Origin of the sequence: Sphingomonas psychrotolerans, from assembly GCF_002796605.1 — a bacterium.
GTDB lineage: Bacteria > Pseudomonadota > Alphaproteobacteria > Sphingomonadales > Sphingomonadaceae > Sphingomonas > Sphingomonas psychrotolerans.
This window is the reverse complement of sequence record NZ_CP024923.1, coordinates 3738895-3763336: the sequence shown is the minus strand read 5'-3', so window position 1 is coordinate 3763336 and position 24442 is coordinate 3738895. Positions and strand designations below refer to the sequence as shown.

At 66.4% G+C, this 24442-nt stretch carries 23 protein-coding genes; 16 read left to right on the top strand and 7 right to left on the bottom strand.

What is annotated here, in order from left to right:
* Positions 1 to 5: 5 nt before the first annotated feature.
* The 3 genes from phoA to CVN68_RS17135 all read left to right on the top strand — a co-directional run bounded on the left by phoA (position 6) and on the right by CVN68_RS17135 (position 3704).
* Complete coding sequence (gene phoA, locus CVN68_RS17145) at positions 6 to 1412, top strand: alkaline phosphatase (protein WP_100283275.1); 1407 nt, start codon at positions 6 to 8, stop codon at positions 1410 to 1412.
* Positions 1413 to 1675: 263 nt separating this feature from the next.
* On the top strand, positions 1676 to 3247 hold the full coding sequence (locus CVN68_RS17140) for a hypothetical protein (RefSeq protein WP_158298934.1): 1572 nt from the start codon (positions 1676 to 1678) through the stop codon (positions 3245 to 3247).
* Between the two features lie 136 nt (positions 3248 to 3383).
* A complete protein-coding gene (locus tag CVN68_RS17135; protein ID WP_100283273.1) occupies positions 3384 to 3704 on the top strand; it encodes a hypothetical protein in 321 nt (106 codons plus the stop codon).
* 426 nt (positions 3705 to 4130) lie between these two features.
* Here the strand turns inward: CVN68_RS17135 and CVN68_RS17130 are convergent, their stop codons facing one another.
* Together CVN68_RS17130 and CVN68_RS23715 are read right to left on the bottom strand one after the other, a co-directional pair.
* Complete coding sequence (locus CVN68_RS17130; RefSeq protein ID WP_100283272.1) at positions 4131 to 4799, bottom strand: siderophore-interacting protein; 669 nt, start codon at positions 4797 to 4799, stop codon at positions 4131 to 4133.
* A gap of 76 nt (positions 4800 to 4875) precedes the next feature.
* The gene (locus CVN68_RS23715) at positions 4876 to 5181 is read right to left on the bottom strand and encodes a hypothetical protein (protein WP_199560115.1); all 306 of its coding nucleotides are present in this window, start codon (positions 5179 to 5181) and stop codon (positions 4876 to 4878) included.
* A gap of 122 nt (positions 5182 to 5303) precedes the next feature.
* Between CVN68_RS23715 and CVN68_RS17120 the strand changes: the two genes are divergently transcribed.
* Entirely contained in the window at positions 5304 to 6116 is an 813-nt protein-coding gene (locus CVN68_RS17120; protein ID WP_100283271.1) for an AraC family transcriptional regulator, read from the top strand.
* 110 nt (positions 6117 to 6226) lie between these two features.
* Here the strand turns inward: CVN68_RS17120 and CVN68_RS17115 are convergent, their stop codons facing one another.
* The 3 genes from CVN68_RS17115 to CVN68_RS17105 all read right to left on the bottom strand — a co-directional run bounded on the left by CVN68_RS17115 (position 6227) and on the right by CVN68_RS17105 (position 11084).
* Entirely contained in the window at positions 6227 to 8299 is a 2073-nt protein-coding gene (locus CVN68_RS17115) for a TonB-dependent siderophore receptor (protein ID WP_158298933.1), read from the bottom strand.
* Positions 8300 to 8442: 143 nt separating this feature from the next.
* On the bottom strand, positions 8443 to 8829 hold the full coding sequence (gene cueR / locus CVN68_RS17110; protein ID WP_100283269.1) for a Cu(I)-responsive transcriptional regulator: 387 nt from the start codon (positions 8827 to 8829) through the stop codon (positions 8443 to 8445).
* Positions 8826 to 11084, bottom strand: coding sequence for a heavy metal translocating P-type ATPase (locus CVN68_RS17105; protein WP_233503401.1), 2259 nt, complete (start codon positions 11082 to 11084; stop codon positions 8826 to 8828). The genes cueR and CVN68_RS17105 overlap by 4 nt, the downstream gene beginning before the upstream one ends.
* A 222-nt stretch (positions 11085 to 11306) precedes the next feature.
* Between CVN68_RS17105 and CVN68_RS17100 the strand changes: the two genes are divergently transcribed.
* The 4 genes from CVN68_RS17100 (at position 11307) to CVN68_RS17085 (ending at position 14695) form a co-directional block, all read left to right on the top strand.
* Positions 11307 to 11645, top strand: a complete 339-nt coding sequence (locus CVN68_RS17100) for a hypothetical protein (RefSeq protein WP_158298932.1) — start codon at positions 11307 to 11309, stop codon at positions 11643 to 11645.
* Positions 11646 to 11683: 38 nt separating this feature from the next.
* The gene (locus CVN68_RS17095; RefSeq protein ID WP_100283266.1) at positions 11684 to 11962 is read left to right on the top strand and encodes a hypothetical protein; all 279 of its coding nucleotides are present in this window, start codon (positions 11684 to 11686) and stop codon (positions 11960 to 11962) included.
* A gap of 82 nt (positions 11963 to 12044) precedes the next feature.
* Positions 12045 to 13760 carry a copper resistance system multicopper oxidase gene (locus tag CVN68_RS17090; RefSeq protein WP_100283265.1) on the top strand — a complete coding sequence of 572 codons (1716 nt, stop codon included), beginning with the start codon at positions 12045 to 12047 and terminating at the stop codon, positions 13758 to 13760.
* Positions 13757 to 14695, top strand: a complete 939-nt coding sequence (locus tag CVN68_RS17085; protein ID WP_100283264.1) for a copper resistance protein B — start codon at positions 13757 to 13759, stop codon at positions 14693 to 14695. Before CVN68_RS17090 ends, CVN68_RS17085 begins: the two co-directional genes overlap by 4 nt.
* Positions 14696 to 14723: 28 nt before the next feature.
* Here the strand turns inward: CVN68_RS17085 and CVN68_RS17080 are convergent, their stop codons facing one another.
* Complete coding sequence (locus CVN68_RS17080) at positions 14724 to 16007, bottom strand: DUF5605 domain-containing protein (RefSeq protein ID WP_199560114.1); 1284 nt, start codon at positions 16005 to 16007, stop codon at positions 14724 to 14726.
* Positions 15974 to 16300, bottom strand: a complete 327-nt coding sequence (locus CVN68_RS23710; RefSeq protein ID WP_199560113.1) for a DUF5060 domain-containing protein — start codon at positions 16298 to 16300, stop codon at positions 15974 to 15976. The genes CVN68_RS17080 and CVN68_RS23710 overlap by 34 nt, the downstream gene beginning before the upstream one ends.
* A gap of 153 nt (positions 16301 to 16453) precedes the next feature.
* On the opposite strand from CVN68_RS23710, the gene CVN68_RS17075 reads away from it, so the two are divergent.
* The 8 genes from CVN68_RS17075 to CVN68_RS17040 are packed head-to-tail and all read left to right on the top strand — an operon-like array spanning position 16454 to position 24375.
* Positions 16454 to 17635: an aldose 1-epimerase family protein gene (locus tag CVN68_RS17075; protein ID WP_100284487.1), complete on the top strand. Its 1182-nt coding sequence runs from the start codon at positions 16454 to 16456 to the stop codon at positions 17633 to 17635.
* Positions 17632 to 18378: an SDR family NAD(P)-dependent oxidoreductase gene (locus CVN68_RS17070; RefSeq protein WP_100283263.1), complete on the top strand. Its 747-nt coding sequence runs from the start codon at positions 17632 to 17634 to the stop codon at positions 18376 to 18378. Before CVN68_RS17075 ends, CVN68_RS17070 begins: the two co-directional genes overlap by 4 nt.
* A 15-nt stretch (positions 18379 to 18393) precedes the next feature.
* Complete coding sequence (locus CVN68_RS17065) at positions 18394 to 19584, top strand: CaiB/BaiF CoA transferase family protein (RefSeq protein WP_100283262.1); 1191 nt, start codon at positions 18394 to 18396, stop codon at positions 19582 to 19584.
* A complete protein-coding gene (locus CVN68_RS17060) occupies positions 19581 to 20699 on the top strand; it encodes an extracellular solute-binding protein (RefSeq protein WP_100283261.1) in 1119 nt (372 codons plus the stop codon). The genes CVN68_RS17065 and CVN68_RS17060 overlap by 4 nt, the downstream gene beginning before the upstream one ends.
* Positions 20696 to 21466: an enoyl-CoA hydratase/isomerase family protein gene (locus CVN68_RS17055; RefSeq protein ID WP_100283260.1), complete on the top strand. Its 771-nt coding sequence runs from the start codon at positions 20696 to 20698 to the stop codon at positions 21464 to 21466. The genes CVN68_RS17060 and CVN68_RS17055 overlap by 4 nt, the downstream gene beginning before the upstream one ends.
* Before the next feature lie 2 nt (positions 21467 to 21468).
* Complete coding sequence (locus tag CVN68_RS17050) at positions 21469 to 22635, top strand: fumarylacetoacetate hydrolase family protein (protein WP_100283259.1); 1167 nt, start codon at positions 21469 to 21471, stop codon at positions 22633 to 22635.
* A complete protein-coding gene (locus CVN68_RS17045) occupies positions 22632 to 23588 on the top strand; it encodes a 2-hydroxyacid dehydrogenase (protein WP_407695515.1) in 957 nt (318 codons plus the stop codon). Before CVN68_RS17050 ends, CVN68_RS17045 begins: the two co-directional genes overlap by 4 nt.
* Positions 23572 to 24375: a kinase gene (locus CVN68_RS17040; protein WP_100284486.1), complete on the top strand. Its 804-nt coding sequence runs from the start codon at positions 23572 to 23574 to the stop codon at positions 24373 to 24375. Before CVN68_RS17045 ends, CVN68_RS17040 begins: the two co-directional genes overlap by 17 nt.
* The last annotated feature ends 67 nt before the right edge of the window (positions 24376 to 24442 follow it).

Below are 24442 nucleotides of genomic sequence, written 5' to 3'. Positions count from 1 at the left end.
GCCCCATGATCTCCCGCATTGCAATCATCGCTCTGCTCGCTGTCGCCAGCCGGCCTGCCCTGGCGCAGGATGCCGCACCCGATCTGTCGCGCGCGGCGCGCGGCGATGTGCGTCAGCCCGGCGGCGCGCGGCGGCTTCCGGGCGATATGCGCCAGACCTATCGCAAGCTGAGCGCCAAGGGCGAAGTTCGCAACGTCATCCTGTTGATCGGCGACGGCATGGGAGATTCGGAAATCACACTCGCGCGCAACTATGCCGAGGGTGCCGGGGGCTATTTCAAGGGCATAGACGCCCTCCCCTTCACCGGCCAGTACACCCACTATTCGCTCGACCGCGAGACCGGCAAACCCAATTACGTGACCGATTCCGCGGCATCCGCGACTGCCTGGGCGTCAGGGGTCAAGAGCTATAACGGCGCGATCGGCGTCGATATCCAAGGCAAGCCGCACCAGACGCTGCTCGAACGCGCCAAGGCGGCGGGGCTCGCCACTGGCGACGTGTCGACCTCGGAGATCCAGGACGCGACCCCCGGCGCGCAGATCGCCCATGTCGTTCAGCGCAAATGCTTCGCGCCGGCGGTGACCAGCAAGACCTGCCCGGAGAACGCGCTCGAGAATGGCGGCGCCGGCTCGATCACCGAGCAGTTGCTCGACACGCGCGCCGATCTCGTCCTCGGCGGCGGCGCCGCAAGCTTCGCCGAATCCGCCATGGCGGGAAAGTGGAAGGGCCGCACGCTTTTCGACCAGGCGCAGGCGCGCGGCTATCGCATCGTCCGCAACGCCGCCGACCTCGACGCCGTGACGCGCGCCGACGATCGCCAGCCGCTGATCGGTCTGTTCGCGGAAGGGAATATGCCCGTACGCTGGACCGGCCCGCGTGCGAGCTACCACGGCAATATCGACAAGCCCGCCATCACCTGCCAGCCCAATAGTGAGCGCACCGCCGCCACGCCGACGCTCGCCGCGATGACGCGCAAGGCAATCGCACTGCTCAAGGACAAGCCCAAGGGGTTCTTCCTCCAGGTCGAGGGCGCATCGATCGACAAGGAGGATCACGCCGCCAATCCGTGCGGGCAGATCGGCGAGACTGTCGACCTCGACGAGGCCGTCCAGGTCGCGCTCGAATTCGCCAGGGCGGACGGGCACACGCTGGTCATCGTCACCGCCGATCATGCGCATACCAGCCAGATCGTCGGCAACGGCACGCGTGCACCGGGGCTCACGGCGGCGCTCAACACGCGCGAAGGCGGGGTGATGACAGTCAATTACGGCACCGCCGAGGAAGGGTCGCAGGGGCATACCGGCACCCAGTTGCGCATCGCCGCTTTTGGTCCGCGCGCAGTCAATGTCTCCGGCCTGCTCGATCAGACCGACCTTCACTACATCATCCGGGACGCGCTCGCGCTCGACTGAGCGGGGTTCCGCTACGCTCGATATGCGCCTTGTTGGTGAAACCCGTCGTGTTCGAGGCAGAGCCCGCCAAAACGAGACGCAGTCCATAGCTGCCAAAGGCGACAGGAATAAGCGTTGGCGGCGCTTGATCGAAACGTTCGTCCACTGCCTTTTGCCGCCGCGACATCGGCTGGCCCGCGGACCTATAGTCTATCCGATTACCGACAGCCGCGGCCGCGGCTTCTATTCCACTCGCGAGCCCAATAGCAGCGAGAGAGATGGACATGGCCCTAGCCGTCGACAGTGCCGGTACACGAACCGCGCCGCCGCCGCCGCCGGTCCAGGCCCCGACGACGGTCCAGCTCGCCCAGGCCCCCGCGCAAGTCCCCGCTCAGCCAGGCGGTCTTACGCCCCAGGCGCAGGCTGCACGCACCGAGATCGATCGCCGCCTCGATGGCACCGGGACCTTCGGCGTCCAGACGCATGGCGACGACCAGGCGATCGCCAGCACGCTCGCCGGCCTTTCACCGAGCGATGCCAATGCCGTCGTCGCCGATCTCCAGGCTTCGGGCCGCCTCGACGACCTGGCCGGGACGGTTACCTCCGGCAGCCTGTTCACCGGCTCGCTCTCAGCCGACGAGCGCAACCAGTTCTTCACCGACATGGCCGGCAAGCTCGACGGCAATAACCTTGCCTCGCTCAGCCGCGCCTTCGACACGATCGGCGGCGATGATGGCCGCGAAGGCGCCGGCTATGTCCAGGACCTTGGCAACGCGATCGCGGCGCATTCCACCGCGCAGACCAAGATCGATTTCGTCCGCGCGCTCGGCCCCGACACCGTCGCCGCCGGCAAGGATTCGCAGTTCGACGCAGGCCTGCTCAGCCGCACCAGCTATTACGGCAATCCCCAGGCAGTCGCGGTCGGCGAGGTGCTGAGCTCGCTGCGCGGCGCCCAGGCCCAGGAAGCGTTCAACGCGCTCGACAGCAACCAGCAGAGCGCAGTGTTCCAGGCCGCGATCGGCGAGACCTCCACGCACTTTACCGGCCAGCGGGGGGGCAATTGGACGCCGGGGTACGATACCCGCCTGTTTGGCGAGATCACCACCGCGCTCGCGACGATGCCCGATGCGCACCAGAAGGCGCAGGCCTTCGCGGTCGGCGCCGAAGTGATGCGCGGCGAACGCCCCGGGAACGCCGCGGTGCTCACCGGCCAGAACACCAGCGAGCCCCAACGCGCGATGACCGAGATGGCGGCGGCGCTCGGCAACATCATCGACAGCGATCCGAGCGGCATCGTCAATGACCTCTCGAAATTCCGCCAGCCGCCGGCCGGCTCGGGCGACGTTGCCACCGCCAACGGCAACGCGCTCGCCAGCTATGCGCGGGTGATGCTCGACAGCGGCCAAGGCCCGCAGGGCAGGCTCGGCGCGCAGATGGCGCAGGTCGCCGCGGGCAGCGACGGCCAGCCGAACCGCGACACGGCGTTCGACCATGCGGTGGACGGCCAGTATCGCACCGCTACCGGGCTCGGCTATTTCATCGGCGCGGCATCGGCTGCGGCGAGGTCGATCAAGACCGACAATGCCGAGCAGAACCAGCTGATCGGTAATACGCTCGCATCGGGCCTGACGCTGCTCGACAAGTCCGGCATCGCCGCCACCGCCATGGCCGTGGCCAAAGATTGGGTACGCACGGCGACCAACTCGATGAACGGGGCTGGCGCGAGCGATCCCACCCAGGCCTTGACCGATGCGGCACTTCCGACCGACGCAGCGGGCAATGACTCGTCGCTCTCCGATTCGCGCTCGGCTTTCCTGTCGACGCTCAATTTCGTCTCGGCCAACGCCAAGCCGTAGCCTCGCCGCGGCGCTGGGCCTGGCACTGATCGGCGCGGCTTGCTCCCAGGCCGCACCGGTCGCGTCCCCGTTCGACCCGCCGGGCGCGGTAGCCGACGCGCGGATACCCTTTGCCGATCCCTATCGCGCCGATCTGGTGCAGAGCGCCGATCTGATGCTGCGTCGCGCGCGGCAGCAGGGCGCCGAATGCGCGGAGGCGCGCTTCCTGCGTGTCCCGGCCGGCAGCGCGGCCGGGGTCCTGGCGAGCTATCGGCAGCAGTTGCAGGAAGGCTGGACGCCTGCCGATACCGTCGCGCCCACCTTGACCAGGGGCGCTTCCTTCCGGAACGGCGATGTCTGGTTCGCGGTCGCCATCGCCGACCGCCCACAGGGCAAGTGGACGGGCATGGTGATCGTCACCAATACCTGGTGGGACGCCCCGTCGCGCGATGCGCTAGCCAAGTGCCGCGCCGGCTAGGCGCGCATCGACCTCTTTTCGTTGTTCCCGAGGGCAAGAATCCGGGGTCGCTGTGATGTGCACGTCCATGGCACGGCTCATCGGCAGCGATCCGCGACAGCGGGGCAGCCGAATAGACAAGCGATCCGGTTTTCCTGTTGCTCCTGCACCCGCTGGGCACTCCGTCGATCCGAAAGCGGCGAAAGATGATTCGCGTTCGTACCGGCAGACCCGTCGAGGACCCGCTGCAAGATCGCGAGCTGCTCCCAGGCGATGAGTTCGCTCTCTACCGACGGCTGGTCGCCCCCGGCGCCCCTGCGCGCTCATCCAGAATCCTTTGTGCGGACCGTAGCCCGCGTGCGCTATTATGGCGGAAGGAAATTACCCCCTCCGGCTCGTGACATGTGAATGAATTTGTTGCCAGAAACTGCCTTCGCCGCGGCCCGACTAATCGAGTCCGCTCTTGCCTGGCGCCCAATATGCCTTGGCGGCGATCCGGCTCGCCGGAACGGCCAGCCGCTTCAGCCCCTGACGAAGCCGCTGGATGGTGCCGGCCTTGCCGGTCAGCACGAACGACGCGCCGGTTGCCGCCAGCCTCGCCAACTGTTCCTCGATCTCAGGAAGGTGCGCATCGTGTGCATCCCGGGCGATCAGCGCAAACTCGCCGAGCTTTAGCTGCGCCATGACCTCGCGGCAGCTTCTGACGTCCGCGACCTCGAAGCAGCCGGCAACCGGGCCGTTCCGCCCTCCCTGCGCCAGCGCATAAGCGAGCCCGATCGACGTCTCGTCCCCGAATATCGCCAGCGGCCCGGCCATGCGTCGCATATCGAGAGACGGTCGAGGACCGAAGATGTCGCACATATCGTGCGGTGCCACGTCGCGCAGCCAGGTGCTGCCCGGTCCTTCGCCGTGGACATATCCCAGGATACAGGCGCGCCCCGTTGCGGAGTTCCATTCGATCGGCGTGTAGGTGCGCGACGTAAACGCCGACCCCATCGCGATCTGGATCTTCTGCCCCGGCACCCAGGCGACGCCCTCGAGCGCCGGACCTTCGAGCGTGATCAGGCGAAACCGCTCGGCCAGTTGCTCGTTGGCGGTCACCGCCGCCCGCTTCATCAGCAGGCGGATTACCGCCTGGCTCAGCCGGCCAGGGACCTTGGGCGCGACACGTTCGGGGATTCCATCGGCAGCATCACCGGGTCCTCACGGTGAATTCGTTGCCGCGCCCCTCGTCGATCGCGAGCGCCTGCGACAGATAGCCATTGGCGGGATCGCGGACATAGGCCTGGTATTGTGGATCGAAGGCGTTCCCGCCGAGCGCCATTGCTCCAGTGCGCAGATGCGGCTCGAGCAGCTTGGTAGCCCATTGCCCGGCGCCCTCGCCCGACGCCTCTATCTCGGCCATCACCTTCTCGACATGCGCGTGGTCGGCCACGTGTGCGTCCTGGTGCAGCTTGTCCAGCAGCGACGCGACATTTCCCGTTTCCAATGTGTTCACTTGCTTCGCCCTTCCCGGCTCGACCGATCTGGTCCGACTCGATAGAGGCAATGAGGAATGGCGTCATTGCGAAGGGCGGACATAATGTTATCCATTTCCGCCAATCGAGCGAGTGGGGCATCATGCCTATTCTGACCGAGCTCAGCGATGAATCCGATTGGGTCGAGCCCGACGACGTTCCCCGTCCGGTAGTGACCTATGGCTTCATGGCCGAAGATTTCGGCGGCCTCGAACTCGACCTCCACCGGCACGCCAAGGGCCAGATCGTGCTGGTGCAGCGTGGCGCCCTGAGCTGCGAGGTCGACGGCGGACTGTGGATCGTTCCGCCGCGTAGCGCGGTGTGGATCCCCGGCGGCGCGCTGCACGCGATCAAGGTGAGTGGTACGCTGGATGGTTATGGCGCGTTCATCGACACGGCGTGGAGCGCGGGGCTGCCCACGAGCTGCTGCGCCATCTCCGTAACACCACTCCTCCGCGAGCTGCTGGCGCGGGCGGCGAATCTGCCGCTGCTCTACGCGGAGAATGGCGTGAATACGCGACTGATCTCGGTGCTGCTCGATGAGCTCGGGTCGGCCGAGATTGAGGACCTGCACCTGCCCATGCCAAGCGACCCGCGGCTGCGACGGATCGTCGAGGAAATGATGGCTGCACCCGCCGATCGAGGAACCATCGACGCCTGGGCCGGGCGTGCCGGACTCAGCGAGCGGACTTTGGCCAGACTGATACGCCGTGAGACAGGGATGAGTTTCGGTCGCTGGCGGCAGCAATTGGGCATCATGCTCGCGGTCAAGTGGCTCGCCGCCGGCGGTTCCATCAAGCAGGTCGCGGGCGACCTCGGCTATGAGAGCGTACCAAGCTTCGTGACCATGTTCCGCAAGGCGCTGGGAACCTCACCCGGCCGCTACATGGCCGAACGTCACGCCGGGCGGCACTGAGACCGCCACGCGGCTAACATCGGATACGAAGCCGGGCGGGGACGTTCCAAACCGCGCGTCAGGATCTTGCCTGCCGGGAAGGATCAGCCTCCAGGCTTCGCACGATGCCGTCAGAACGCAGTCGAGAGCGAGAATTTGACGGTTGCCGGCAGCCCTTGCGCGAGCAGGCTCGATCCCGTCGCCGCCCAATAGCGCGTGCCGGCGATGTTCTCGCCATAGACGCGCGCGATCATGCGGTTGCCGCGCAGCCGGAAGGTGTAGCTCATCCCCAGGTCGAAGGTCGTATAGCCCGGCACATGGCCCTGGTTGAGCGCGTTCACTGCGCGGCGCCCGACGTGAAACAAGCCGCCCGATACGCGCACGCCTGCGATCTGGGGCACGCGATATTCGACGAACAGCGAACCGGAGAATTTCGCGGTGTTCTCGATGCGCTTGCCGACCACCGCCGCCGCGCCCGATTCCTGGGTCGCGTCGAGCACGATGCCGCTCGCCATGAGCGAGAGGTTGGGCGTTACCTCGCCCGTGGCGCTGAACTCGACGCCTTCATAGACGGCGCCGCCATCCTGCACGAAGAAGTTCTGCGCATTGAGATAGGAGGATGGCCGGGTGATGTGGAAATATGCGGCGGTCAGCAGCAGGCCGCGCATCGGCTCCAATTTGGCCCCGACCTCCTTTTGCTTGCTGAGCGCTGCGGGCAGGATTTCGCCGGCATTGTTGGCGATCTGCTGCGCGATCGCGCCGGGTTCCAGCCCCTCGATATAGTTCCCGTAGAGATTGGCCCACGAAACGGGCTTCACCATCAATCCCCAGGAGAAAGTGCCGGGCTTGAGCGCATAGGCGCTGGTGCGACTGACATCGCTATAATCGGTCTTTCGATAGCCGATCGTCGCCTGGAACCATTCGCCGTAAGTGATCCGGTCGAAGGCATAGACACCGAGATCCTCGATACGCGAGGGATTGGGGACGATGGCCGGCGGCGTGGGCTGCTGCGGAATCGCGACGGGATCGTAGAGATTTTGCGCGAAGGAGCGTCGCACCGCGGTCGGCACCCGGGAATCGCGCGTGGTGTACGAAACGCCGACCAGCAGATTATGCTCGAGTGGGCCGGTGTGGAAAGCTCCCGAAAGGTCGCCGCGATAGATGGTGTTACGATAGTCGTTTCCGCTCGTCATCGCGACCGCGACAATGCCGTTCCCGGTGGCGAGATCGTAGCTGCCGAAGGAGGAATAGTCCCGGTCGCGCGAGAGGAAGGAGTCGCCGATCGCGGCCGCCAGCCGCCAGCCCGGTGCGACTTCATAATTGGCCCGCGCGAGCAGATTGCGCTCCCACCCTTTGGCCTGCATCCATTCGGCGCCGAGGTTCTTGGAAGGCGATTGCAGCGGCGGGATGGCAATGACGCCATTCGCCGCGGCGGGCAGGGCGAACTCGGTCGGCTCGCTGATCGTCTTGTAGACAGTTTCGGCGTCGAGCAAGATCTCGAGACCTTCGGCGGGCCGCCAGTCGAACGCGGCGGTGACGAAATGGCGTTCGCCTTCGACGGCGCGTACGCCGGGCTCGAGGATCGCGCTGCCGGCGTTGACGCGTAGGCCAGCCGACCCGAAGCGGCGACTGACGTCGAAACTGCCGCCGATCGTGCCGTGACTGTTGCCGATGATCTCGAAGCGCGTGACGGGACCATCGATCGGCCGCTTGGTGACGAGATTGACGATGCCGGAGGGGTTGGCGAAGCCGTAATAGAGACCCGCCGCGCCCTTAAGCACTTCGATCCGGTCCTTGCTCTCGATCGGCTGCTCGACCAAATTCACGACCGGCAGGATGCCGTTCCAGCGGACATTAGCGAAATTGTTGACCGGGATGCCCCGGATCGAGAGGTTGCTGTAGATCACCGTGTTGATTTGCGCCTGGGTGACGCCGGGGGTGTTGCGCACGGCGTCAATCAGCGAGCGCGCTTCCTGTGCGTCGAGCAGTTCACGCGTCATTACCGCGACGGTCAGCGGAGTATCGCGAAGCCGGGAATCGCGGAAGGTGCCCGCCTGCACGAAGTCCGCGCTGAAGCTGCCCAGCCGATCCGCGGTGACGACGATGTCGCCGGAAGTCTCTTCGTCGCTCGATGGCGCGGCACCGCCGGGTGCCGTCTGGGCGGAAACGGGGCTACACGCCAGCAACGACGCCGAGGCGACCATAACGCTGTTCTGTTTGAACGCTTGCGTTCGCCCAACCCTGGACGGCCGAACTCGATTGCCAGTGCGCGCCATTCTTCCCCCGAGGATCGATCCGGAGGCCCCTGGCTTATATGCAAATGGTTTGCAATATCACCTCGGAACGATCAGCGTGCCAGCGTCTCGATGATCGGGCAATCGGGACGGTCGTCCCCATGACAACGGGCCGCGAGATCGAGCAACGTCGACCGCATCTCCTCCAGCGCCCGAGCCTTCCGCCCGAGCTCTTCGGCCCGCGCTGTGGCAAGCGCCTTCACATCCCCGCTCGAGCGCGCCCTGTCCTGCCACAAGCCGAGGAGCGAGCGGATCTCCTCGATGGGGAAACCCAGATCGCGGGCATGGGCGACGAACCGCAGCCTCGCCACATCCGTATCCGAATAGTCGCGATAGCCGCTGTCGCGGCGCGGCGGCTCCGGGATGAGTCCGATCTTCTCGTAGTGACGGATCATTCGCTGCGAGACCCCGCTCGCACCCGATGCCTGGCCGATGTTCACAGGCGGGCTCCGTTCAACCTCAGCGCGTTGGTCACAACTGCAAACGAGGACAATGCCATCGCTGCGCCCGCCAGCATAGGCGAAAGCAGGATCCCCGCCACCGGATAGAGCACGCCCGCCGCGATCGGCACCCCGATGCCGTTGAACAGGAACGAGAACCACAGATTTTGCCGGATATTGCGCATGGTGGCTTTCGCCAGGCGGCGCGCGCGGACCATGGCGGCAAGGTCCCCCTTCGTCAGGGTCATGCCTGCGCTCTCGATGGCCACATCGGTCCCGGTGCCCATGGCGATGCCCACATCGGCGGCAGCCAGCGCCGGTGCGTCGTTGATACCGTCCCCGGCCATCGCAACCACCGCGCCCTTCGCCTTGAGCTCGCCGACGATGCGCGCCTTGTCCTCGGGCTTCAGGTCGGCATGCACTTCATCCACGCCGCCAATCGCCTTGGCGACTGCGTCGGCCGTCCCACGGCCGTCGCCCGTCAACATCACGATCCGCAAGCCCTCCGCGTGGAGATCACGGATGGCGCTGCGCGCGGACGCCTTCACCGGATCCGCCACAGCCAGCATCCCGGCGAGCCTGCCATCCAGCGCCACAAGCGTCACGCCAGCGCCTTCCGCCCGCCGCGCCTCGGCGCGGTCATGGAGGGGACCCGGATCTGCCCCAACCGATCGCATCATCGCCGCATTGCCGATCGCGACGGTGCGTCCGGCCACGCGCGCCGAAACACCTGCGCCCGTGATCGAGCCGAAATCCTCGACGGCGGGGATCTCGAGACCCCGCTCCCCGGCGGCAACCACGATCGCATGGGCGAGAGGGTGCTCCGAACGGCGCTCGACCGCGGCGGCCCACGCCAGCAGGTCGCTCTCGTCGACGCCCTCCATAGCTTCGATCCCTACCAGTTTCGGCTTCCCCTCGGTGAGCGTTCCGGTCTTGTCGATCACAAGGGTGTCGACCTTTTCGAGCGCTTGCAGCGCCTCGGCGTTCTTCACCAGCACGCCGGCATGTGCGCCGCGCCCGGTGCCGACCATGATCGACATCGGCGTGGCGAGTCCGAGCGCGCAGGGGCAGGCGATGATCAGCACCGCGATGGCGTTGAGCAGCGCGTGACCGAAGCGCGGCTCCGGTCCGACCAGGTTCCAGACCGCGAACGTCGCCAGTGCGATCGCCACGACGAGCGGCACGAACCAGCCGGAGATCCGGTCGGCAACGGCCTGGATGGGCGCGCGACTGCGCTGCGCCTCCGTCACCATCTTGACGATCCGCGCGAGGACCGTGTTCGATCCGATCGCCTGCGCCTCCATGACGAGGCTGCCGGTGGTATTGACCGTACCCCCGGTCACTTTGGAGCCCGGCGCCTTTGCCACAGGAGCCGGCTCGCCGGTCAGCATGGCCTCGTCGACCGACGAGCGACCCTCGATCACCGCACCGTCGACCGGCACGGCCTCGCCAGGGCGGATGCGGAGCCGATCGCCCTGCATCACTTCCGAGAGGTCGATTTCCTGCTCGCTGCCGTCGGGGCCGATCCGCCGCGCAGTCTTCGGCGTCAGGGTCATCAGCGCACGAATCGCGCGGCCCGTGGCGGCGCGGGCGCGGAGTTCCAGCACCTGTCCGAGCAGAACCAGCGTGACCACGACGCCCGCGGCCTCATAATATACCGGCACCATCCCGTGCATGCGGAAGCTGGACGGGAAAAGCCCGGGAGCCACCGTCGCCACCAGGCTGTAGAGAAATGCCGCGCCCACCCCGATCGACACCAGGGTGAACATGTTGAGGTTGCGCGTCCGGATCGACGCCCAGCCACGCTCGAAGAATGGCAAGCCGGCCCACAGCACGATCGGCGCCGTGAGCAGGAGCTGCACCCATGGATTCCAGCTTGCCGGGACGAAATGAACGCCGGTCATCTCGGCGACCATCGAAATCATGAGCAGGGGCACCGTGAGGGCGCCCGCCACCCAGGTCCTGCGCGTGAAATCGACCAGCTCCGGATTGGGGCCATCGTCGAGGCTAGGCTCTTCCGGCTCCAGCGCCATGCCGCAGATCGGACAGGTGCCGGAGCCCTCCCGCCGGATCTCGGGGTGCATCGGACAGATCCAGATCGCCCTCGGGCTCGCTTTTGGCGCAGGCTTCGGCTTGTCTCCCAGCCAGGCGTCAGGGTTGCCGACGAACTTCGCCCGGCATCCTGCCGAGCAGAAATAGTATTCGTGAGCGGCGTGCGAGACGCGGTGCACCGTCTTCTCCGGATCCACGTCCATGCCGCACACGGGATCCTTCGCGATGGCAGTGGTACGGACCTTGTCAGGGTCGCCGCAGCAACCTCCGGCATGATCGTGAGCAGCGTGGTCCATCGAACGATTCCTCCAACGCCGTCTCTTGTGAGGCCTGACATCATGTCAGGGTCAAGCGGTATCGGCGAAAGGAGTCAGGGACCCAACTTCCTTGCGGCCGTGTCCTCCCGACCCTACAATGAGGGCTTGATGACCCGGCTTCTCGCCTCTTTTCTCGTGGCGTTCGCCATGTTCTTCTCGCCGCTGGCGATGGAGATGGGCGTCGGCATGGCCATGGCGCAGACGACCGCCAGCATTTCCGATGGCGGCTGCGCCGGAATGCATGATCCCGCCCCGGAGCACGAGCAGAAGTCGGGCCTGAAGATGAACTGCGCGGCAGCCTGCGCAGCCATTCCGGGAACGCCGGCCACCGTGCGCGCCCGGTTCATCCATCCCAAATCCAGGGCTGCAATGGTGCCGACGCAGGCGCTTTCCGGAATCCGGCCCGAGGGAGAGACTCCCCCGCCGCGAATCGCTTCAGAAATCTGAACCACCCGTTCTTCGTTCTGATTTTCTGGAGCTACCAAATGAAAATGTTTCTGACGACGATCGCGCTTGCGATCGCGACGCCTGCCGTGGCGCAGACCGCGCCCGCCAATCCGACAGGCCAACCGCAGACCGCGCCCGCCACTGCCTGCACACCCGAGCACGCCGCGATGGGTCATTGCACCCTCAACAAGCTCGCTGTTCCTGCCGCCGCTCCCCATGCCGGTCACGACAGGGAGGGCGACTGCTGCCAAAAGGGCGCTGACGGCAAGATGGTCTGCTGCGACAAGAGGGCGCAAGCGGGCCATAACGGCCACTGAGACGGCCCGGGAGGCGCCGCACCGGCGCCTCCCGGATCTCACGACATCGGCTCCGCACGTTCGGGGCAGCCGAGGAATTTACATGCACCAGCTTATCGAACGGCGGGCGTTCCTGCGGGCGGGAGCCCTGGGCGCTGCCGGACTCGGCGCGGCAGGCCTGTTCCCCGCATGGGCGCAGAACGGCACGCCTGGCCTCGTCCCCGACATGGAGACGCTCAGCGGTGCGGACATCCGCTTGCGCGTCGGGCATGACATGTTCTCCGTCGGCGGCCGCAAAGGGCACGCCGTTACGCTAAACGGCGTGCTGCCCGCGCCGCTCATCCGCCTTAAAGAGGGACAGAATGTCCGGATCCATGTCGAGAACGCGCTCGACGAGGACACTTCGATCCATTGGCACGGGCTTCTTTTGCCCTTCCAGATGGACGGCGTTCCGGGGGTCAGCTTCCCCGGCATCAAGCCGCGGTCGACCTTCACCTATGAATTTCCGATCCGGCAGAGCGGCACCTATTGGTATCACAGCCATTCGGGTCATCAGGAACAGCAGGGCCATTACGGTCCGCTGATCATCGAGCCCGCTGCGGCCGATCCCGTCGCCTATCACCGCGAGCACGTGATCGTGCTCAGCGACTGGAGCTTCCTCCACCCCCATCAGCTGATCACCAGGCTCAAGCAGGAGGGCGGCTATTTCAACCGCCAGAAGCAGACGCTGCTCGGCCAGCTTTCCGGCGCGTCCGAGGACCGGATGTCGGCGAAAGATCGCCGCATGTGGGGCAAGATGCGGATGGATCCGACCGACATCGCCGACGTCACCGCCGCCACCTATACCTATCTGATCAACGGCCACGGGCCGCACGAAAACTGGACCGGTCTCTTTCGGCCCGGCGAGCGCGTCCGCCTGCGGATCGTCAACGCGGCCGCGATGACGATCTTCAACGTCCGCATTCCGGGACTCCGGATGACCGTGGTGAGTGCGGACGGCCAGAATGTGCGTCCCGTGACGGTCGACGAATTCCAGATCGGCAATGCCGAGACCTACGACGTGATCGTCCAGCCGACCGAGGATCGCGCCTTCACCTTCGTCGCGGAGTCGATCGACCGTTCGGGCATGGGCCGCGCGACGCTGACGCCGCGTCTCGGCATGCGCGCGCCCGTACCGCCGCTGCGCGATCGACCCGTCCTGACGATGAAGGACATGGGCATGGGCGGCATGAATCACGGCGCGATGGACATGCGCGGCATGAACATGCGCGACAAATCCAGTGTGCCCCCCAACGTCAAGGTGGGCGTCGGCGTCGACGCGATTGCCATGGCCCCCGTCGATCGGACCGGGGAACCCGGAATTGGCCTCGAGAATGTCGGTCACAAGGTGCTCACCTATCGCGACCTCGTCTCGCTCGCCCCGAACCCCGACGCGCGCCCGCCTGCACGCACCGTGGAGGTGCACCTTACCGGCAACATGGAGCGCTTCATGTGGTCGTTCGATGGTAAAAAGTTCAGCGAGGGGGCGGAGCCGATCCGCTTCGAGCTGAACGAGCGGACCCGCGTCGTGCTGATCAATGACAGCATGATGACTCACCCGATCCACCTCCACGGGCACTTCTTCGAGGTGGTGAACGGCCACATCGGGAACCATCCGGTGAAGCACACCGTCATGGTGCTCCCGGGGGGAAAGGTCGCCTTCGACCTGACCGCGGACGCGCCCGGGGACTGGGCGTTCCACTGCCACCTGCTGCTCCACATGCATGCCGGGATGTTCCGTGTCGTCACAGTGCGGCCGCTTCCGGGAGAGGCCGCATGAGAACCATGCTCTTTCTGCTCGGCCCTTTGGCATTCGCCACCCCGGCCTTCGCGCAGCACAGCGGCCATGCGGCTACTGCCCAGCCGGCTGCCGCTATCGACCCGTCATGCCCGCCCGAGCATGCCGCGATGGGCCATTGCACGCCCAGGCCGGCGGGAACCGCAAGCGGGCAGGAGCCGGGCGTTGCTGGCCCTCCAGTGGCGCCGCCCTCGGCCCGGGCGCTGGGCGGCCCCATGAATGCCGCGGATCAGGTTTACGGCACCGACGCGATGGCGGATGCCCGTGCGGTACTCCGCAAGGAACATGGCGACATCGTCACGTCGAAGGTGCTGATCGACCGGGTCGAGGCCGGGTTCCGGCAGGGCCACCAATCCTACGCCTGGGAGGCGCAGGGCTGGTATGGCGGCGACGTCGACCGGTTCTGGATCAAGTCGGAAGGCGAGGGAACGTTCAGCGAAGCACCCGATACGGCTAAAGTGCAAGCGCTCTACAGCCGTGCGATCGATCCATGGTTCAACCTGCAGGCAGGCTTGCGCCAGGATCTGGCAGGCCCGGACCGGACGCATTTCGTGCTCGGCCTCCAGGGTCTGGCACCTTATTGGTTCGACGTGGCCGGCGCGCTGTTTCTCTCGACAAAGGGCGATCTCACCGGCCGGTTCGAAGCCGAATACGACCAGCGCCTCACCCGGAAGCTGACTCTCCAGCCGAACCTCGAATTCGATCTTGCCGCCCAGGACGTGCCAGAGCTCGGCATCGGCGCCGGCCTCTCCACGGCCGAGGCCGGCCTCCGGCTGCGCTACGCGTTGATCCCGGAGTTCGCGCCTTATATCGGCATCAAATATGAACGCGCATTCGGCCGCACCCGCGATCTGGCGCGGGCGCGCGGCGATACGGAAGGCTTCAGCTTCCTCATTGGCTTGAGGACCTGGTTCTGAGCGATCAAGCGGCGGATCGCTGCATGCCTCAAACCTTGGTCAAGCGAACCGCGATATAGGGTTTGCCCGGCAACGCGATCGTCGGGCGGCGCGGGTCCTGCACTTCATATTCATTGAGCTGCGCCATGCGGAACACACCGTCGACCGGCGTGATCGTCATATTCCATGTATCGATCACGTCGACACGATAGCTGTTGTGCGGATCCTTGGCCCGCGTCGGCAGCACGACGGCCCATTCGCTCGGCCGCGTGCCGCCGAAATACTTCAGATACCAGCTGAAATCGCGCCCGCCGAGATGATAGTCCCAAAATTGCTGGATCGGATCGATGCCCGGCAGCGGCCCGCTTTCGAGGATGCGGCGCAGGAAGGCGAGGCGCGGCGGACTCGTACCGCGCAGGCGCCCGCCCTGCCCCAGCCACGAATGATCAGGGTCGCCGCTATCGGTGATCACTTCACCGTGCCCGACATAGGCGCCGCCCACGGTTCCCCACCAGAAGCGCTCGACCAGTTGCTCGCCGGTCAGCCGCGCCCAGCGCTTGTCCGAATTGCCTTCGTAGATCACTTCGTCGAAGATCACTGCCTTCTGCGCGAAGTTGCGATGCGGATGGACCCGGCCGTCGTCGAGAACCGCGGCGCCATGCTGGATGCTCGCATGGGTGATCCACGGCTTGCGATGGTCGTAATAGACGTCGAGCTGGTGGATCGAGCGTAGCCGGTCGTGCGGATCGGCGGCGACCAGTATTTCGAACAGACGGTCCCAGTCGGCGACGACCTTGTCTTCGACGATGTCATATTCGTTGGCCATCGACCACCAGACGTTGCGGAATGCCCCGAAGCGCGCGGCCACGTAGCGCAGATAGCGCTCGTCGTCGGCGCGCCGCATGCCCGAATAGCCGCGCTTCTTGTCATAGGGATGGAACAGGATGACATCCGCCTCGATCCCCAGTTCGCCCAGCTTTCGGATGCGATCCTCGAACCGCCGGAAATAAGCAGGGTCCAACCGGGTCGGATCCCAGTCCCTGGCCCCGCTCCCGGTCCGCACGAACGGATCGGTCGCGACCGACGGCACGTTAGGAAACACGCACATGCGGATCTTGTTGAACGGAGCGGCCTTCAGCGTGGCGAGCGTCTCGGCGCAATGCGCGTCGGATTGCAGCGCCCACGAATAGGCAGTGGTGCCGATCGGCCGATACGGCGTGCCGTCGGCATAGACGAAGTGATAACCGTCCGGCGTCATGCGGACCGGACCGCGATTGCCGGTACGGGGCGCGACACTTTCTACGGCGCCGCTGCGACCGTCGAGAGCGGCCATGTTGCTCGTCGTCCGCCACGTCCAGCGGCCGAGCTCGGGGGGCTGAAGCGGACGCGATACACGCCTTGGCCGTCGTAGAAGCCGGGAACCGCCATCTTCTTCCCCGCGAATTCGAAGACCGCCGCGAGCTGGACGTCGTCGAACGGATTGCCGGCGGCCGGGCCGTCCAGCGCGATCTCGTACAGGCCCCAGCGTTCGACACTCGCGACCCTCGCGGCGGAGGCTTGCGGTATCAGCGCCGCCGCGCCCGTTCCCAGCGTCGCTCCCAACATCGTCCTGCGCGAAACCGTCAACGGCTCTCTCCCCGACACATCTTTATGACTCTTTCCGGCTCCAAAACATAATATCATATGTCGTCATATAACAAGACACGTGTCATCTGATTGACGGCTAGAGGATCGCCAGTTAGACATCATACGTCTTATAAATTCGCGTTGGAGGGGCTGGTGGTCGCGCTATTCGGCGAGAGATTGTCGCGGCGGGCGCTCGCCGAACGGACCGGCAGCCTGTCGCAATTCGCCGGGGTGCAGCTTTCGACGCTCGGCGACGGCGTCGAGCGCGGCGTCCGCCGACTCGAGTTCCGCACCGGCACCGGCCTGCGCTTCACCGTGCTGATCGACCGCGCCATGGACATCGCCGAATGCGAACATGCCGGCCGCGCAATCGGCTGGCACTCGCCATCGGGTTTCCGGCATCCCGGCCTCCACGATTATGAAGGCGAAGGGGGGCTCGGCTGGTTCCGTTCGATGTCCGGCCTCAACATCACCTGCGGCCTCGACCATACTTTGTTCATGCACGACGACCCCGCGGGCCATTATTTCTACGGCCCCCGCAAAACCGTGTCGTCGTCGCTGCACGGCCGCGTCGGGACGATCCCCGCGCGCCTCACCGGCTATGGCGAGCGCTGGGAGGGCGACGAGTGCGTGCTGTGGGCTGAGGGCGTGGTCCAACAATCGACCGTGTTCGGCGAGGATCTGCATCTGATCCGCCGCATCGAGGCAAATGTCGGCAGCGACGAGATCCGCCTGCACGATCGCGTGGTCAACCATGGCTTTTACCGCACGCCGCACATGTATTGCTACCACATCAATGTCGGCCATCCGGTGCTCGCCGAAGGATCGCGCTACGTCGCGCCGATCCGCGAGGTGTTGTGGGCGGCGCACGCGGATAAGTACGAAGCGCAGGGCGTCGGCTATCGCACCGCCCCCGCCCCGATCACCAATTTCCACGAGCAGGTCTGGCAGCACGACATGGCCGCCGACGGCGACGGTCGCGTCAACGTCGCTCTGGTCAACGAGCGGCTCGGCTTCGGCTTCGAGGTCGAGACGCTCAAGAGCCAGTTCCCGGCAATGTATCAGTGGCAGAACTTCCACGCCGGCCATTATGCGCTCGGCATCGAGCCATCGACCAACCATGTCCTCGGCAAGGATTTTGCGCGCGAGCGCGGCGAACTGATCTGGCTCGAGCATGGCGACGAGCGCCGCTACGATACGGTGCTGCGCACCCTGCCGAACGCCGCTTCGGTGTCCGATGCCGTCGCCCGGATCGAGCGCGTGGCGCGCCAGCCCGACGCGGAATATCCGCAACCCAGCGGCAACTTCCCCGCGATCCCCGGATGCTTGGCATGAAGGGCCGCACGATCCTCTACACCGGCGCGGCGGGCGGGCTCGGCCTCGATACCAGTCTGTTGTTGATGCGGCGCGGCGCGACCGTGGTCGCGATCGACAACGATCCCGCCAAGGTTGCGAAGCTGCGCGACGCAGCCGCCGCGGTCGAGACCGGTCGGCTCGTCGTTTCGACCGCCGATCTCTCGGACCTCGGGGGCTTCCGTGCCGAACTCGACCGGTTGATCGCCGAACTCGGGGGCTTCGATGTCGTCGTCAACAACGCCGCGATCTATCCGTCGAAACCCTTCGAGGACTACACGATCGAGGAGCATCAGTTCGTCCAGCGGGTGAACGTCGATGCCGGCGTGGTCGCGGTGCAGGCGGCGTTGCCGGGGATGCGCGCGCGCGGCTTCGGCCGCATCGTCAACATATCGAGCATCACCATCTCGGGCGGCTGGGCGAACCTGTCGCCTTATGTCGCGTCGAAGGGCGCGCTGATTGGGCTGACGCGGGCATGGGCACGCGAATTCGGTCCGTACGGCATCACCGTCAACGCGATCGCGCCCGGCGCCTTCCCGACCGACGCCGAGAAGATTCACCCCGATCCCGAAGGCTATAACCGCATGGTGCTCGACGCGCAGTCGATCAAGCGTCGCGGATCGGCCGAGGACATCGCCGCGGCGATCGCCTTCTTCGCCGCCGACGAGGCGAGCTTCATCACCGGCCAGACGCTGCACGTCAACGGCGGCTGGGTCATGGCCTAAGGACCAGCGATACCCATGAATATCCTCAGCGGCATCCGCGTGCTCGATTGCTCGATCGCGATGGCCGGACCGTTCGCCGCGCAGCGCCTCGGCGATCTCGGCGCCGACGTCATCAAGGTCGAGCCGACCTCGGGCGAATGGCAGCGCCACGCCGCGGCCGGCGGCGCGACCGGCAACCAGATCAACGTCTCGTTCCTGTCGCTCAATCGCAACAAGCGCTCGCTCGCGGTCGACCTGAAGGCGGCCGAGGGCAAGGCGTTGCTGGTCGAGATGGTCAAGACCGCCGACGTCTTCCTGCAGAATTACCGTCCCGGCGTCGCCGAGCGGCTGGGGGTCGATTACGCGACGCTGTCGGCGATCAATCCACGGCTGATCTACATCTCGATGTCGGGTTATGGCGAAGACGGCCCCTATCGCAGCTATCCCGGACAGGATCTGCTGCTGCAGGGCATGTCGGGCGCGATGCTGTCGGCGGGTGCGGAGGGGCAACCGCCCTCCCCCGCCGGGCAATATCTGGTCGACGCAGTGACGGCCTATTCAGCGTTCGAGGGGGCGCTCGCCGCCTTGTTCCACCGCGAACGCACCGGCGAGGGCCAATTGGTCCAGATCAACATGCTCGATGCGATCACGACGATCCAGATGCAGGAATTGTCGGTGTTCACGGTCGGCGGCAAGCCACAGGCGCGCTCGGCCGAGGCGCACGCCCACAGCTATATCCGCGCGCCCTACGGCGTGTTCCAGACCAGCGACGGCTATATCACACTGGCGATGGCACCGCTGGCCAAGCTCGGCGCGTTGCTCGACGATCCGTTCTTCGCCGACATGGACGACCAGACCGATGGCTGGACGCACCGCGACGCGATCTTCGCGCATGTGAAGGCCAAGCTGCTGTCGGCGACCAGCGCCGAATGGCTCGACCGCTTCCGCGCCGCCGATATCTGGGCAGGCCCGGTCTATGGCTATGCCGAGCTCGTCGACGATCCGCAGATCAAGCACAACGGCACCTTCGTCGAATATGAGCATCCGACCGAAGGCCGGGTGAAGACGCCAGGCTTCCCGATCCGCTTTTCGAAAACTCCGTCGCAGATCGACCGCGGTGCGCCCTTGGTCGGCGAACATAGCCGTGAGGTGCTGACCGAGCTGGGGCTGGACCTCGACGCGATCGATCGGCTGGTCGAATCGGGCGTGGTACGCCAGCACATATGACGCAAAAATATCGCGGTCTCACTTGGGATCACCCGCGCGGCTACAATGCGCTCGCCGCCGCGGCGGACGCCGCGTGCGACGTGGCGATCGCGTGGGACAAGCATTCGCTCGAAGGCTTCGAGTCCCGATCGATCGCCGAGCAATGCGCGCTCTACGATCTCGTCGTGCTCGACCATCCGCATGTCGGCGAAGCAGTCGCGGCCGATTGCCTCGTCCCGCTCGAGGATCTCTTCGCGGGCGACGAACTCGCGCAATGGGGCAATGCGGCGATCGGTCCGTCGCTGGAAAGCTATCTTTATGCGGGCCGACACTGGGCGCTGCCGCTCGATGCCGCGACGCAGGTGATGGCATATCGCCGTGACTTCGCCGAAAATCCGCCAGCCAGCTGGGATGCAGTGATCGCGCTCGCCGAACGTGCGCCCGTGGCGCTGTCGCTCGCCGGCCCGCATGCCGCGCTCAGTTTCCAGTCTGCGTGCGGCGCGCTCGGTGCCGAGCCGCCCCAGCCGCGCGACGGCTTCCTCGACCGCGCCGTTGCCCGCCTGGCCTATGCGATCCTCGCACGCCTGACCGGCGATGCCACGCGCCGCGCGGCGGGTCTCAATCCGATCGCGATGCTCGAGGCGATGGCCTCGGGGGACGGGCCGGCTTTGTGTCCGCTGATCTACGGCTATGTGAACTATTCGGCGCGCGGCACCATCGCTTATGCCGACGCGCCGCGTGGACCCGGCGGCCGGATCGGATCGACCCTCGGCGGCACCGGCATCGCCGTATCGCGCCGCGCGAAGGTGACGCCGGAGCTGCTCGAGCATCTCCGCTGGCTGATGTCCGACGCCGTGCAGCGCGACTTCATTCCCACGCACGATGGCCAGCCGTCGCTGCGATCCGCCTGGACCGACCCGCGGGTCGATGCCGCCGCCGGGGGTTTCTACAGCGCCACGCGCGCGACAATCGAGACAGCGTTGGTCCGTCCGCGCCATGACCATGCCATCGCGTTCCAGACCGAGGCCTCCGCGCTATTGCGCGCCGGTCTGCTCGATGGGTCGCCGGCCGACCCGGTGCTCGACGCAGTCGAAGCTGCTTATTCCCGACATCATATTCCCGGAGTGGAAACATGACCGAAGACCTGCGCTTCACGATTCAGGATCGCGTCGCGACGATCCTGATCGATCGCGCGCACAAGCTGAATGCGATGACTCCTGCGATGGCGAGCGCGCTGGTCGCGGCCGTCGCGGAGTGCAACGCCTCGGACGCTGTGCGTGCCGTCGTGGTGACCGGCGCGGGCGAGAAGGCGTTCAGCGCCGGATCGGACATCACTACGCTCGACGGCTATGCGACCGCATGGGATTTCCGCAACCGCGCCGATTATTGCGACGCCCTGCGCGCGTGCCGCAAGCCAGTGATCGCCGCGATCAACGGCTATGCGCTAGGCGGCGGGCTGGAGACCGCGATGGCCTGCGACATCCGCATTGCTTCCACCAACGCCCGCTTCGCCGCGCCCGAGATCAAGCTCGGCTGGATCGGCGGCGGCGGCATGGCCGCGGGGCTGGCCTATTCCGTCGGCACTTCGAACGCCGCCATGATGCTGCTGACCGGCGACATGATCGACGCCGATCGCGCGCTGGCATGGGGGCTGGTCAGCGAAATTCTGGCCCCCCATCGCCTCGTCGCGCGCGCCCACGAGATTGCAGGCGTCATCGCATCGCGCGCGCCGATCGCCGCGGAGACCGCCAAGCTCAATTTGCGCGCCGCGTTCACGATGCCGTGGGACAAGGCGATCGAATATGAACGCGATCTGCAGGCGATCTGCTTCGCGACCGACGACGCCCGCGAGGGCCGGGCCGCCTTCGCCGAAAAGCGCGCACCCGATTTCAAAAGGCGCTGAACATGCTGCTGGACCCTGACGACATTCTGCCGCGCGACCGCGACGCATTGCTGCTCGGCCGCGTCTGGCGTCCCGATCGCTGCGGCCCTTCGCCGGTCCGCGTCCATGGCGATCGCCTGATCGACATCAGTGCGGTCTTCGCCACCGCACGCGATGTCTGCGAGGCAACCGACCCCGCCGCGGTGCTGCGCGATGCGCCGGGAGAGGATATCGGGCCACTCACTGAAATCCTCGCCAACACCGACCCGCATGATCGCGACGAACGCCGCCCGTGGCTGCTGTCGCCGATCGACCTCCAGGCAGTGAAGGCGGCGGGGGTGACCTTCGCGACCTCGATGCTCGAACGCGTGATCGAGGAGCGCGCGCGCGGCGATGCCGACGCCGCCACGGGTATCCGCGAGCAAGTCCGTGCGCTCGTCGGCGACGATCTCCGCCGGTTGCGCCCCGGCTCGGCCGAGGCGATGGCACTCAAGGATGCGCTGATCGCAGCGGGCGCGTGGAGCCAATATCTCGAGGTGGGGATCGGCCCCGACGCGGAAATCTTCACCAAGGCCCAGCCGCTATCGACGGTCGGCGTCGGGGCCGAGATCGGCGTCCACCCGGCCTCGAGCTGGAACAACCCGGAGCCCGAGATCGTGCTGATCGTCGCCTCGACCGGTCGGATCGTCGGTGCGACCCTGGGCAATGACGTCAATCTGCGCGACGTCGAGGGACGATCGGCGCTGTTGCTGGGCAAGGCCAAGGACAATAATGGCGCCGCCGCAGTCGGGCCGTTCGTACGGCTGTTCGACCATCGTTTCGCGCTCGCCGATGTGGAAGCGGCGGACGTGGCCTTGACAGTCACCGGCACCGACGGTTTCGTGCTCGAGGGCCGATCGGCGATGTCGGCGATCAGCCGGCCGCCCGCCGATCTCGTCGCGCAGGCGATCAACGCGCACCATCGCTATCCCGACGGGCTCGTGCTCTATCTCGGCACCATGTTCGCACCGACCGAAGATCGCGATGCCGAGGGCAAGGGCTTCACCCATCACGAGGGCGACGTCGTGCGGATCAGCTGCGATCCGCTCGGCGCGCTGGTCAACCGCGTGACGGCGACCGATGCATGTGCGCCATGGGCGTTCGGCATTGCGGATTTGATGCGCAATCTCGCCGCCCGCGGGCTGTTGTGAGCCGCCCGCGAATCCTGCTGACCCGGCGCTGGCCGGCGGAAGTCGAGGATCGACTGGCCGAACGCTACGACGTGACGGCCAATCTCGACGATCTCCCGCTGGACGCCGCCGCTTTTGCCGCCGCGATGCGCGATTATGACGCGGTCTGCCCGACCGTGACCGACCGGCTGCCCCAGGACATCGTTGCAGTCAGTGATCGCCGCGCCCGGATCATCGCCAATTACGGCGCCGGTTTCGAACATATCGACCTGGACGCTGCCCGCACCGCTGGGATCATTGTCACCAACACCCCCGACGTACTGACCGATGCAACCGCCGATATCGCGATGATGCTGATCCTGATGGCCACCCGCCGCGCGTCCGAAGGCGAGCGCGAGTTGCGTGCCGGGGAATGGTCGGGTTGGCGGCCGACGCATCTGCTCGGCACCAGCCTTGGCGGCAAGACGCTCGGGCTGATCGGCTATGGCCGCATCGCGCGCGCGACCGCCGTTCGTGCGCGGGCGTTCGGGATGACGGTGATCTATCATAGCCGCCACCCAGCCGACGACATGCCGGCAGAGGCCTATCGCGCGACGCCCGCTGCGCTCGCAGCCGATTCCGATGTCGTCTCGCTCCATGCACCCGGTGGCGACGCGACGCGGCACATGGTCGACACCGCCTTCCTGTCGGCGATGCGCCCGACGGCCGTGTTGGTGAACACCGCACGCGGCACCTTGGTCGACGAGGCCGCGCTCGTATCGGCGCTGACGAGAGGGACGATCGCGGCCGCGGGGCTCGACGTCTATGCGAACGAGCCGCGGGTGGGGCCGGCACTGCTCGCCTGCCCCAATGCGGTGCTGCTGCCGCACCTCGGCAGCGCGACGCGCGAGACGCGCATTGCGATGGGGATGCGCGTCACCGACAATCTCGACGCCTTCTTCGCGGGTGCGCCGCCGCGTGACCGGGTCGCTTGATCGCGTCGAGGCGGCCGTTCGCGGCTGGCTCGATTCCGGGACGGGCCGGCCTTTGATTCTCGGTCTGTGCGGTGCGCAGGGATCGGGCAAATCGACCCTCGCGAAGGGACTGCGCGACCGGATGGAGGCGCGCGGTATCGCCACCGCACTCCTCTCACTCGATGATCTCTATCTGTCGGGCCATGCGCGGGCGGCAACGGCGCGGGACATCCACCCGTTGCTGCGCACGCGCGGGGTTCCGCTGACGCACGACGTTGCCCACGGAATTGCGTTGCTCGACGCGGTGCGGGGTCGCGAGGCCACGTCCTTCCCGCGTTTCGACAAGGCTCGCGACGAACCCGAAGCGCAGCGCCAGCCTGTCCCGGCCAAGCTCGACCTGCTGATCTTCGAAGGCTGGTGCGTCGGCGCCCGCGCGCAGGACGACGCCGCCGTCGCGGCACCGATCAATGCCCTCGAACGCGACGCGGATCCCGACGGCAGCTGGCGTCGCGCGGTCAACGCTGCCCTGTGCACGGGATATGCCGAGTTGTTCGCGCGGATCGACCGTCTGGTCCTCCTCGCTGCGCCGGGCTTCGAGATCGTCGCGCGCTGGCGCCTCGAGCAGGAGGAAGCGCTCCGGCGAACGCTCGAAGCACAGGGCCGCAGTACGGCGGGCCTGATGGATGCCCCCGCCGTACTGCGGTTCGTCGCGCATTATGAGCGGCTGACGTGCTGGATCCTCGACGAAATGCCGGCACGCGCGGATTTGGTGCTGCGCCTCGACGTCGACCGGAACCTGATTGCCTGAAAAATAGGCCGCCGCGCCGTTGAGGCGCAGCGGCCGAGGACCGGGGTTGGGGGCCGGCTACAGGAGT